Raw genomic sequence first — 11467 nt, 5'->3', positions numbered from 1 at the left:
GTTGCCGCTGTTCGACGGCGGCCAGCGGCAGGGTAACCTGGAATATGCCCGCGCGTCGCAGGCAGTCGCGGTCGCGACCTATGAGCGGTCGATCCAGACGGCGTTCCGGGAAGTCGCCGATGCGCTGGCACAGCGCGGCACGATCGACGAGCAGGTGGACGCCCAGACCGCGCGTGCGGTTGCGGCATCGACCGCGGCGCGGCTGTCGAACGCGCGCTTCCGCGCCGGCATCGACTCGTTCCTCACCACGCTCGACGCGCAGCGCACCGCCTATGCGGCCGAGCAGCAGCTTGTCACGACCCGGCTCAACCAGGCGAACAACCTGGTAGAGCTGTACAGGTCTCTTGGCGGCGGGCTGAACTAGGAGAGGTCAAAGGAAATAGCGCGTTCGGCTGCGATGTTCTCGGCGCGTCGGCGGCGCGCGCCGAGCCATGTTGGTGGATGCCCAGGTCTCGTCAAGGAATACCAGGCGCTCGGGGTTGAGATCGAGTTGCTCCTCGAACCAAGCCCAGCGCTGATCTACGATGTTGGGCCGGTCCTGCTCGCTCCATGGCTGTCTTTTTGTGCGTGTGATCCGGTGCCGCGCGAAGAACCGCCACTAGGTTGCGATGCTGGTGCTGACACCGTGTCCGGCCAGCATCGTGCGCAACTCCTCCAGCGTGATGTTGGACTGCCGCTCGATGCCGGCGTGGATAAGCGCGGCGTGGTCCTCGATCTTCGCTGACCGCCGGTCGCCACCCTGCGGGATCTCCTCGCGAACGACTTGGCAGGCTACTTCTTCTTCAGAAAAGATTGCGTCGCTCGATCGTAGGCTGAGCAGTGATTGCTTAAGCAAGTTAGGGGGCGTTCGCGGGATAACGGACCGGCAGCAACCGCTCGGATGGTTGAGCGAAGGTCGCGCTTCGCTCAGCTCTCGCGACCGCGGCGGAACGTCACGACACGGTAGATGTACCACAAGAGGATGGCGCTCATGATGGCGGTGCTTGCCGGGCCAAGGTAGCGGTCCACTTCTGCGCGGCGACAACTACGATGGCCGGTTGAGCGGCAACTATGATGGCCGGTAGGATCGGTTGTCTGGGCTGATCGTAGGGAGGGGCGGAGCCCCGACCGGAGAGCGGACCAGACAACCGATGGCGATCTTCTTTCCCCTTCTTTCGGGGGTTGGTCGGGGCTGCGGCGGGCGGTGGTATCGGAACACTCATCGAACAAGGAACGATGGGTTTGCGATGCCGGGCCACCACATTTCCGATCAGCAGGTATTTCTCTTCATGACCCATCGTCGCCAACACACCCAGGCCGTCGCGGCTGCCAAGGCCGGTATCAGCGAGCGCAGTGCACGCCGGATCGAGAACGATCCGCAGCTTCCGTCCCAGAAGAAGAAGGGGCGCCACTGGCGCACCCGCGCCGATCCGCTCGAGCCATTCTGGCCACGTGTCGAGGAGTTGCTCCAGATCGACGGTATCATTGCCGTCACGGTCTTCGAGACGCTCCAGGACGAGTTCGGCGAGGATGCTGTTCCCGATGCGATACGACGAACACTGGAACGCCGGATCGCCCGCTGGCGGGCACTGCACGGCGGTGAGAAGGAGATCTTCTTCCCGCAGCATCATGAGCCCGGTCGGCAGGGCCTGTCGGATTTCACGGTATGCGATAGTCTCAAGGTCACGGTTGCCGGCGAGACCCTGGCCTATCGCCTCTACCACTTCCGCCTGGCGGCGAGTGGCTGGGAGCATGCGGCTGTCGTGCTGGGCGGGGAGAGCTTTGCCGCCCTTTCGGAGCACCTGCAGGATGCGTTGTGGAAGCTGGGCGGTGCGCCGGCCGAACACCGCAGCGATTCCCTGTCAGCCGCCTACAAAAACCTCGACGCCGATGCGCAGCGGGATTTCACGCGAAGCTACGACGAGCTGTGCCGTCATTACGGCATGCTTGCCACCCGCAACAACCGCGGCGAGGCGCACGAGAACGGATCGATCGAAGGTCCGCACGGTCACCTCAAGCGGCGCCTCGATCAGGCCCTGCGCCGGCGGGGCAGCCGCGATTTCGTCAGCATCAAGGCCTGGCGCGAGTTCGTTGACGCCCAGGTCGCCAGGCAGAACCGACGGCATGCCGCGCGCATCGATGCAGAACGCAGGGTACTCAAGGCGCTGCCCGCAAGGCGAACCACCGATTTCGCCATGGTCACCGTCGATGTCACCCGCAACGGCACCGTCGGCATCGATCGGGTTACCTATTCGGTGCCTTCCCGCCTCGTCGGACGGCGCCTCAACGCACATCTCTTTGACGATCGCATCGAGCTCTTCCTCGGTCCGGACAGGGTAATGTCCACGCCGCGTGTGCGGATCAGTCATCCCCACCGGGGGCACAGCATCGATTTCCGGCACATGATCGGTAACCTGCGCCGCAAGCCCGGTGCACTGCGCAACCTCGTCTACCGCGAAGCCCTGTTCCCCGATCACGCCTACCGGCGCGCCTGGCAAGCCTTCGATGCCCAGCTCGACGGATGGCAGGCCTGCCGCGATGCCGTCGCGCTGCTCGATATCGCCGCCAGGGGCGACTGCGTCGAGGTGCTGGCCCGGCGGATCGATGAGGCACTCGACAGCGGGCGCCTGCCCGATGTCGATGCGCTGAGGGACGAGTTCCTGCCAACCGCAAGATCGCAGCGCGATGTCACTATCCCGCCACCCGATCTGCACAGCTACAACAGCCTGATCGCCAGCGGGGAGGTGCACTGATGACCCGCACCAAAGATCAGGCCGCCGCCGTGCTGCCTACCCTGCTCAAGGCCTTGCGCCTGCCGAGCATTAACCGCAACTGGAAGCGCCTTACCGACTCCGCCGATCGCGATGGCTGGCCGGCCGCCAACCTGCTCGCCTCACTCCTCGAAATCGAGATGGCCGACCGTTCCTCCCGGCGCATCCAGCGCCATCGCGACCAGTCCGGCCTCCCGGCAGGCAAGACCTTCGCCACCTTCGATTTCGACGCCGCCCCCGGCATCCGCAAGCCGCACCTCTTGTCCCTGGCTGCCGGCGACGACTGGATCGAGAGCGGTGGCAACCTGCTGCTGTTCGGCCAGAGCGGCACGGGCAAGACGCACGCGGTTGCCGCCATCGGCCATGCCCTCATCGACGCCGGGCGACGTGTCCTGTTCTGCTCCACAACCGACATGGTCCAGAAGCTCCAGGCCGCACGCCGCGACCTCAGCTTGCCCGCGATGCTCGACAAGCTCGACAAGTTCGATCTCATCGTCCTCGACGACCTGTCCTACGTCCGCAAGGACCAGGTCGAGACCAGCGCCTTGTTCGAGCTCATCGCCCATCGCTACGAGCGCCATTCGATCGCCATCACCGCCAACCAGCAATTTTCGGCCTGGGACAACGTCTTTCCAGATCCAGCCATGACCGTCGCCGCGATCGACCGCCTCGTGCACCACTCGACCATCATCGAGATGAACGGCGAGAGCTACCGCAAGCGATCCGCCGTCGCCCGCATCAACGCCGGCGATTGTGACCCATCGAATGGCGCGCCAGACCGGCCATCATGATTGTCGCTGACTTCGCTCGCGAGCACCCTGACTGAGACAACGGGTAATTGTCGCCAGCGGCAATTACCCCGAGCCCTTCAAACTGTCGCTTTCGTCCACTGTCAGCGACAATTACCCAGCGCTGTAATGGACGATGCCCGGTTGCCCCTCGCAACCGCTCATGATAGCCCGAAGTCACCAACCGGCGCGGCCGCCTACCGGCCATCATAATTGACGCCGACCGGACTCCGTAATCGTCGCGCTACACACGATGGCGTGGACGGTCAGGAAGTAGGGCGCGTAGCTTAGGTCGGCGATGAGGCGCAGCTCATGCGCGATCTGGTCCCGGTAAGGTTTGGGTACGTCGCCGTCGAACATCCGCTCGACGGCATCGTTGGTCATCTGCTCGAGCGCTTCATGTGCGGTCAGCCCTTCGATCACGCGCTCGTGCGGGTACTGGTAGGCAAGCTCGCCAAGGTCGAAGGTGCACTCCGCTGCAATGTCGACGCTCGCGCGCAATGCGTCGGGATAGGCCGCAAATCGTCGGACCATCTCTGCAGGTGGCTTGAGCGCGCGGTCGGCGTTGACCTCGCGGCGGTACGAGCTGCAGGCGCCGACTTGCGACCATCGGCACCTTGCGGGCTTCGGCAATGATGGCGCAGGGCGTTCCATCGCGCACAGCATCCTCGATCACCGCCAGCAACATCTTGTCGTCACGCGGCTCGACGTGGATGACCTGATCTGCAGCCAGACCCGCCTGCTCGACGCCAGGAGCATAGAGGTCGCTGCGGCAGCTCACCCACAAAACCGGAGCCCCAGTCGCATGAGCTTCGCGTGCTGCGATCCCCGCAATGAAGAGCGTGGCTGCCGCGTCGTCGACAAGCGAGCAGCTGCTGGCGGCGATTTCATGGAGTGCCCCGGCGCGAAGGCCCTCCCCTGCAAGCCGCCGATCGAGCGGTTCAACGCCGAATGGCAAGCTGCGATGCGCAACCAGAGGCGACGCAAGTGACCGCAGCTCATCAAGGATCGGTTGTGTTTTCTCGTTGGCGACGGGCATGAAAAGCTGACTCAGGTGTTCCTCATATGTTCTGCTAATGCCGCTTGCGGGTCAAGGGTTCCTGACCAGAAGGGCACGTGCGGATGAGAACAGCGGTGGAACACTCGGGGGATAAAGAGGGTACAAAACGCTTTCAAACCAAGCGCGAATGATTCAGAGAGGGCCATGCCGATCCGCTCTGAGAACCGCTGGCTTTATCCGATCGACTGGCCGCAGTTGTCGAACGCAATTCGCTTCGGCCGCGCTCGATCACGGTGCGAACATTGCAAGCGCCCTCACATGCGCAAGATTCTTCACCTAGGCGATGGACGGTGGTGGGACGCGGATGCTCAGCGCTGGAGAACTGGCACCGGCAAGGTCATTGCGGTGCGTGGCGCGGATCTGCTGAGCGCCCGGAGCACCTACGTCGTTCTAGCCTGCGCGCATCTCGACCACGATCCAGGTAACAACGACCCCGCCAATCTGGCTGCCCTCTGCCAGCGATGCCACATGCTGCACGATGCTGCCGAGCATCGCTGGCAGCGTTGGTGGAACGTGTTTCGGCTCTGCGCTGCCCGGGATTTGTTCGAGGACCCGCGTAGCACTCGCCGGCGTATCGCTCAGTCAGCTTCGAATGCCCCGCCGTTTGAGGGGTCGTTCGGCTAAATTGGATAGCCCTACCCAATCGACCATCCCGGTCAGGACAGCGCTGGCTGTCTCAATCGCCGCCGTAGGCATTGCATCGTGTAACGCATCGCGATACAATGACCCCGATGATAATTGGATTCCGGCACAAGGGGCTTGAAGCCTTCTATCACAGTGGCACCACGCGGGGTGTTCAGGCTTCCCATGTGAAGAAGCTCCGGAATATTCTTGGGTTGCTGGAAGTCGCGGCAGGACCGGACGATATGAATCTGCCATCCTTCAAGCTGCACCCGCTGAAGGGCGACTTGCGAGGCCATTGGTCCGTTTGGGTCAACGGCAACTGGAGGATCACATTCCGTTTTGTCGGCACCGACGCTGAACTGGTCGACTATCAGGATTACCATTGAGGCTATGACGATGATGCACAACCCTCCCCACCCCGGCGAACTACTGCGCGATGAAGTCATTTCAGCGCTGGCCCTGTCTGTTACTGAGGCGGCCAACCGGCTTGCCATGTCACGGGTCGCACTTTCGCGGGTGTTGAACGGCAAGGCCGCAATCAGCCCCGACCTCGCGGTTCGTCTCGAGCAGGCAGGGGCTAGCACCGCCCGAGCTTGGCTCGCGATGCAGGCAAACTACGACCTCTGGTGTGCTATGCAGCATGAGCAGCCGCCCGTCCGGCGCTTACAGGACGCGGCGTGAGAGTTAGGGGTCGGTTCCGCCTGAGGGCCGGCTGACACCTTGAGCGGAAAGCTTGGCAGCTGCCAGGCGGTTACGCGCATTGCTTAGGACCTTCGGCAGTCACTTTGACGATCTTGGATGCAGCCCGCCCGCTTCGCGGATCTGCCTCAGCCAATCGACCTCTCAGATCGTAGGTCGCCGACCGTTGCGTGATGATCTCGGCAACTTGGCGTCGGGTACGCCCAACACCTCTCCATTATGAGGGCATCGCGTGGATGGTACGCCAGACAACGCTAAACCCGAACAATACCAGAACGGCGATGTGAGGGCGGTCAACGGCGGAAGTCAATCAGCCCCAGCTCTTGCCACATCCACGTAAAATCATAGGTGGCCATTGGCTCGCCAGTCCCGGATTTTGCCGCACCATTCTCTATATATTTTAGCCAGTCGGCAACTTTCGCCCGGCCTGCCTTTGTACGGGCCAAAGCCCGCGGTGTCTTGTTGCCGAGGGCGGGCACCGCTTCATCAAGCGTTTTGGTATATTCGCGTGTCAGCATCTCATGAACGATGCGCTCCCTTTCGTCCGACGGGATATCGAGCGGCTCTTCCTGCGGAGCGCGGGCGGCGTCATCGGCCATGAACTGGGCCATAGTCCGAATTTCGGTCATAGGTGTGCTCACGCAATCACCGAGCCATTCGCGCATATGCGTGATCGCTTGCTCCGCGCGGGCGGCGCTATTGACCTCAACGATCAGTTTGCGACCCACCAGTTCGACATTGGCAAAAACAGGTGTGCCGTCCTCCATGGTTGTCACAAAAGCCTGCCCGCCTTTGGTCGTTCGTGGTTTCCTGTTCTTCGTCACTGGCGCCAGCCAGTTCCAGAACGTATCGCTCGCAGGTTCCAGCCATTGCGCCGCGTTCAGCCTGCGAACCACGCTCTTGCCGATCACGCCCTTCGCCAGGGGGAACACGATACGGTGGAACACAAGATCATCGCCATCGGCATTGACCATTTCCGGCACGCTGCCGGGCATGGCCTTGCCCAAACTGTCCAGAAGCCAGATATTCGTGAAAATCGGGCCTGACGCTTTCAGGAGGCCGTCCCTTTCGGAAGGGGACAGTCTGCCAGTACCTGGCCCATCGTTTTCAAGTTGGGAAAAGGCCTCGATTACTCGCCCGGCGCCATCTGCGCTGAAGGGCAACAAGGCGCCGGAAATCCCATGGCGCCCGTTCACATCGACGACCCGTGCAGCGATCTTGTCCCAGTTAACAAGGGTCTGTGTGGCACTATGTTCACGCACCGTGACCGGCGCAATGTCACGCAGAAGATCCCGCAAGGTCATCGAGTGCCCTGGGATGACCTCGCTCACTTCATAGAGCGACATGACCGTATCGCGCAGTGCGCGCATGTAGGCCTTGTTCGGCGCTTTCTCGTTCCAGCCCCGGCGCTTGAGATAGTCATCGACGAGATTGAGACCTTCAGGCTCGAGTTCCTGTGTGAGCAAGTCTTCGAAAGCACAGCCCCACAGCTGGCCTTGCCAATGGTCGCCGATGACGTCGAAGATATCATCAGGCTCAAGATCCGTGGCCTCGCATGCCGGGCCAAGATGCGCGAACAGCATCTCGTCCATCATCTCGTCCCAGGGCGCACGTCCCATATACTTCATCAGTCCGGAGAGATCGTGAGCGGATTTCAATCTGGACATTCAGGCGGGCCTTTCCACGCCAAGGCGGCGCATTTCACGATAGATGGTCGATCGGCCGATGCCGAGTTGACGTGCTGCTTCGGTCGGTGAGATGTGGGCTTCCACCAGTTTTATGGCGGCATTCACTTTGGACATGTCGAGAGGCTGGCGCCCAGGTTGCTTGCCTTTGGCACGGGCAGCAGCGATGCCGTCTCGGGTTCGCTCGGATATGAGCCGCCTTTCGAAATGAGCGATGGCCCCGAACACATGGAAGATGAGTTCGCCAGCGGCCGAAGACGTGTCGATCTTTTCCTCAAGGCTCAGGAGCGCAATGCCCTGGCCGCGCAATGTCTCGACTGTGGCGAGCAGTTCGGCCAGCGAGCGCCCTAATCGATCGAGGCGGACCACCGCGAGGGTATCACCCTTGCGAGCATAGGCGATCAGGTCGGCCAGACCGGGGCGCTCCATGCTCTTGCCCGACATGACGTCGGTGAACACCTTGATGGCGCCAGCCTTCTCCAGTCGCATGGTCTGACCCGCCACGTCCTGATCGCCGGTGCTGACGCGGGCGTAGCCCAATATTCCGCCCATGCCGTGCGTCTCCCAAACGGTCGTTCTGTGGACGCTATGAAGCGCGACCGCTTCGCCCCATCCATATCCGTCCACATACTATGTCTCTTTACTCCCCACTGTCCATAGGCACAAATGACCTTTTGTGGACGGGAATCGGCATGGCGAAGCGCAAGCATCAACTCCTGACCGAGAGCGAACGCGATCAGATCCTCGCCATCCCGACCGATCGCGACCGTTTGGCCCGGCTCTATACCTTCGAGCCTGCGGACATCGAGATCATTGGCGCGCGACGGGAGCGACGGAATCAGTTGGGCGTGGCGCTGCAACTCGCGCTCCTGCGGCACCCGGGCGTCACGCTTGCGCAGTTGATACAGGACAGGGGAGCAATACCCCATGATCTCGCCGCTTTCGTCGCGGAGCAACTTGGTCTGCACGTAGCCGACCTGGCCAACTATGCGGCGCGGGTTCAGACAATGACGGATCATGCCCGTGAGCTGGCGGTGCGCTTGGGACTTCGGGGGGCGACCCGCGCCGATATTCCCTTCATGATCGAAGCGGCCGCGAAAGCGGCATGGGCGACCGACAAGGGGATGACGATTGCGATGGGCGTGGTCACCGTCTTGCGCGAGGCCCGAATTCTGCTGCCGTCCATCTCCACCATCGAACGCGCCAGCAGCGCGGGACGCGCGCGTGCCCGCAAGCAAGCTGCCTATGCTCTGATCGCCGATCTCAGCACCGAACAGGTCCAAGCCCTCGATCAGCTTTTTGACGACGCCGGCGGCATGAGCCAGCTCGCTTCGCTCAAGACCATCCCCATCGCGGCAAGGCCCGATCACATCCGCCAGATTCTCGACCGCCTGCGGCAAGTGCGGAAGATCGGCATCTCCCCGGACGTGGCTGGCCGCATCCACGCGGACCGATTCCGGCAATATGTCAGGGAAGGCCGTGCATCGCCTGCCTATATGATCGAGCGATACGTTCCTTCCCGGCGGCGTGCCACGCTGGTTGCCTTCCTGCTCGATCTTGAAGAACGACTAACCGACAACGCCCTGGAAATGGCGGACAAGCTGATCGGCAGCATCTTCACCCGTGCGAAAAACGCTCAGGCACGCAGCTATGCCACCACGTCGAAGAACGTGGCGCGGCTGATGCTGATCTTTGGCAGGACGATCGACGCGCTGACCGATGCGGTCGATACCGGCGAAGACCAGATGGAGGTCCTGGACGCCTCGGTAGGATGGCACACCCTCCTGAAGGCCAGACCGGAAGTGGCGACGATCGCGGAAACCGCCAATCTTGATCCGCTGACGGTCGCGGCCGACCGCTATGCGACGTTGCGCAAGTTCGCCCCTGATCTGCTTGAAGCGCTACAGTTCAGGGCCGGAAAGGGCAGCGCGAAAACGATTGCCGCCATTGAGATACTGCGCGACCTCAACAGGTCGGGCAAGCGCGATGTGCCTACCGACGCTCCGATGCCCTTCCGCAAGGAATGGCGGAAAATCGTCGTGGGCGACGACGGCAAGATCAATCGACGGCTCTGGGAGATCGCGACGATCGCGCATCTGCGCGACAAGCTCCGCTCCGGGGATGTCTGGGTGGAGCGATCGGCGGGATACCGCCGGTTCGACAGCTACCTGCTCAGCGAACCGAAGGCGAAGCCGATCGTATCAGCTCTTGGCTTGCCGCCGACAGCCAGCGAATGGCTCGAACAACGAGGACGCGAACTGGACTGGCGGCTGAAGAATTTCGCCCAGCGCCTGAAGCGCGACGCTCTCGAAGGTGTGCGGTTCCGCGACGGCCGTCTCCAGATATCCCCGGTTCGCACAATCGCAACGCCCGACGCCGAAGCCCTGGCCGACCGGCTCGATGCGATGATGCCCCGCATCCGTATCACCGAACTGCTACATGAGGTGGCGCAGGAAACTGGCTTTCTTTCGGCGTTCACCAACCTGCGCACCGGCGAGCCATGTCCCAATGAAAATGCGCTGCTCGCCACCATCCTCGCCGACGCCACCAATTTCGGCCTGTCGCGCATGGCCGCCGCGAGCCAGGGAGTCACGCGCGATCAACTCCTGTGGACCCATGACGCCTATATCCGCGACGAGAGCTACCGCGCGGCGCTCGCCGTCCTCATCAACGCGCACCACCGCCTGCCATTCTCGCGGGTATGGGGCGACGGCACAACGTCCAGTTCCGATGGTCAGTTCTTCAGGGGCGCGAAGCGCGGCGCATCGGGCGGCGACATCAACGCCCGCTATGGCGTCGATCATGGCTTCAGCTTCTACACCCATGTTTCCGATCAGCGCGGACCCTACCACGTCAATGTGATCTCGGCCGCCACGCATGAAGCGCCCTATGTCCTCGACGGCCTCACCAGCCATGGCACCGATCTCAGGATCGTCGAGCATTACACCGACACCGGCGGGGCGACCGACCATGTCTTCGCCCTGTGCGCGATGCTGGGATTTCGCTTCTACCCGCGCCTGCGCGACTTTCCGGACAGGCGGCTTGCGCCGATCGCGCCGGTTTCGGCCTATCCGTCCATCGCCCCGTTGTTGGGCAAGCGTATCCGCACCGACATCATCAATGAACAATGGGACGACGTACTGCGCCTCGTAGGGTCGATCAAGGCTGGCCACGTCGCGCCGTCGGTCATGCTGCGAAAGCTCGCCGCCTACGAACGGCAGAACCAGCTCGACGTCGCACTACAGGAAATCGGGAAGATCGAACGGACCCTGTTCATGCTGGACTGGCTCGAAAATCCCGATCTGCGCCGGCGATGCCATGCCGGCCTCAACAACAGCGAGCAGCGCCATGCCCTGACGCAGGCGATCTACACCTTCCGCCAGGGCCGCATCATCGACCGCAGCCACGAGGCACAGCAATATCGTGCATCCGGCCTTAATCTGGTCATCGCGGCGATCGTCTATTGGAACACGATCTACATGGCCGACGCCGCCCAGCATCTGCGATCGGCAGCGGCCCCGGTCCCCGATGATCTGCTTGTCCATACGTCGCCGGTTGGCTGGGAGCATATTGCCTTTTCCGGCGATTTCCTCTGGGATCGAGCCGCCGCTTCCGCTGGCCGCAAGGCCCTCAATCTTCCGCCGGACAGCCGCGCCGCCTAAGCGTTCCTCGGTTGTTCTCCCTTAGTGTTGTTTAGCGTACCTTCCACGCTATGCCCTCTAATCGGGCTGCTCGGGGAGTTCGGCGCGCTCGACCGCCAAGCGCTCGACGGCGCGGCGTAGCAGCGCCAGCTCACCCTCCACCCGTGCGAAGGCTTCCTGGGCTGTCTCGGGTTCGTGCTCGTCCTCGATCATCCTGTCT

The 11467-nt window shown here is 62.5% G+C and carries 12 protein-coding genes and 2 pseudogenes; 8 read left to right on the top strand and 6 right to left on the bottom strand.

The window, feature by feature from the left end; genetic code table 11:
- On the top strand, nucleotides 1-364 hold a 364-nt coding region (locus tag A0J57_RS22985; RefSeq protein WP_161942153.1), incomplete at its 5' end, for a TolC family protein.
- 60 nt (nucleotides 365-424) lie between these two features.
- Here the strand turns inward: A0J57_RS22985 and A0J57_RS27045 are convergent.
- Nucleotides 425-547, bottom strand: a pseudogene (locus A0J57_RS27045) (IS630 family transposase); the annotation flags it as partial.
- 51 nt (nucleotides 548-598) lie between these two features.
- Nucleotides 599-835, bottom strand: a complete 237-nt coding sequence (locus A0J57_RS22980; RefSeq protein ID WP_064232745.1) for a hypothetical protein — start codon at nucleotides 833-835, stop codon at nucleotides 599-601.
- Nucleotides 836-1268: 433 nt separating this feature from the next.
- Here A0J57_RS22980 and istA point away from each other — a divergent pair, with 433 nt between their 5' ends.
- Together istA and istB are read left to right on the top strand one after the other, a co-directional pair.
- A complete protein-coding gene (istA, locus tag A0J57_RS22975) occupies nucleotides 1269-2732 on the top strand; it encodes an IS21 family transposase (protein ID WP_173664379.1) in 1464 nt (487 codons plus the stop codon).
- Nucleotides 2732-3541 (top strand): IS21-like element helper ATPase IstB, encoded by an 810-nt coding sequence (istB, locus tag A0J57_RS22970; protein ID WP_061939940.1) that lies wholly within the window; start codon nucleotides 2732-2734, stop codon nucleotides 3539-3541. Before istA ends, istB begins: the two co-directional genes overlap by 1 nt.
- Nucleotides 3542-3787: 246 nt before the next feature.
- On the opposite strand, the pseudogene dnaE2 reads toward istB, so the two are convergent.
- A pseudogene (gene dnaE2, locus A0J57_RS22965) lies at nucleotides 3788-4120 on the bottom strand (error-prone DNA polymerase); the annotation flags it as partial.
- On the opposite strand from dnaE2, the gene A0J57_RS26715 reads away from it, so the two are divergent.
- The 4 genes from A0J57_RS26715 to A0J57_RS22950 all read left to right on the top strand — a co-directional run bounded on the left by A0J57_RS26715 (nucleotide 4086) and on the right by A0J57_RS22950 (nucleotide 5903).
- A complete protein-coding gene (locus A0J57_RS26715; protein WP_061939936.1) occupies nucleotides 4086-4529 on the top strand; it encodes a hypothetical protein in 444 nt (147 codons plus the stop codon). The pseudogene dnaE2 and the gene A0J57_RS26715 sit on opposite strands and share 35 nt — an antisense overlap.
- A 213-nt stretch (nucleotides 4530-4742) precedes the next feature.
- Nucleotides 4743-5222: a hypothetical protein gene (locus A0J57_RS25595; RefSeq protein ID WP_076605816.1), complete on the top strand. Its 480-nt coding sequence runs from the start codon at nucleotides 4743-4745 to the stop codon at nucleotides 5220-5222.
- Nucleotides 5223-5320: 98 nt separating this feature from the next.
- Nucleotides 5321-5608 carry a type II toxin-antitoxin system RelE/ParE family toxin gene (locus A0J57_RS22955; RefSeq protein WP_235600937.1) on the top strand — a complete coding sequence of 96 codons (288 nt, stop codon included), beginning with the start codon at nucleotides 5321-5323 and terminating at the stop codon, nucleotides 5606-5608.
- A 4-nt stretch (nucleotides 5609-5612) separates the two neighbouring features.
- Nucleotides 5613-5903, top strand: coding sequence for a HigA family addiction module antitoxin (locus A0J57_RS22950; protein ID WP_201030962.1), 291 nt, complete (start codon nucleotides 5613-5615; stop codon nucleotides 5901-5903).
- A 311-nt stretch (nucleotides 5904-6214) separates the two neighbouring features.
- Here A0J57_RS22950 and A0J57_RS22945 read toward each other — a convergent pair whose 3' ends face one another.
- The gene (locus A0J57_RS22945) at nucleotides 6215-7588 is read right to left on the bottom strand and encodes a hypothetical protein (protein ID WP_061939932.1); all 1374 of its coding nucleotides are present in this window, start codon (nucleotides 7586-7588) and stop codon (nucleotides 6215-6217) included.
- Nucleotides 7589-8158 (bottom strand): recombinase family protein, encoded by a 570-nt coding sequence (locus A0J57_RS22940; protein WP_061939957.1) that lies wholly within the window; start codon nucleotides 8156-8158, stop codon nucleotides 7589-7591.
- A gap of 140 nt (nucleotides 8159-8298) precedes the next feature.
- On the opposite strand from A0J57_RS22940, the gene A0J57_RS22935 reads away from it, so the two are divergent.
- Nucleotides 8299-11268: a Tn3 family transposase gene (locus tag A0J57_RS22935; RefSeq protein ID WP_048575129.1), complete on the top strand. Its 2970-nt coding sequence runs from the start codon at nucleotides 8299-8301 to the stop codon at nucleotides 11266-11268.
- A 57-nt stretch (nucleotides 11269-11325) separates the two neighbouring features.
- On the opposite strand, the gene A0J57_RS27220 is transcribed toward A0J57_RS22935, so the two are convergent.
- A complete protein-coding gene (locus A0J57_RS27220; RefSeq protein WP_255210279.1) occupies nucleotides 11326-11460 on the bottom strand; it encodes a hypothetical protein in 135 nt (44 codons plus the stop codon).
- Nucleotides 11461-11467 lie beyond the last annotated feature (7 nt).

Origin of the sequence: Sphingobium sp. 22B (assembly GCF_001580035.1) — a bacterium.
Lineage (GTDB): Bacteria > Pseudomonadota > Alphaproteobacteria > Sphingomonadales > Sphingomonadaceae > Sphingobium > Sphingobium fuliginis.
The sequence above is the reverse complement of the archived record's forward strand: the minus strand, read 5'-3'. Positions and strand labels throughout refer to the sequence as shown.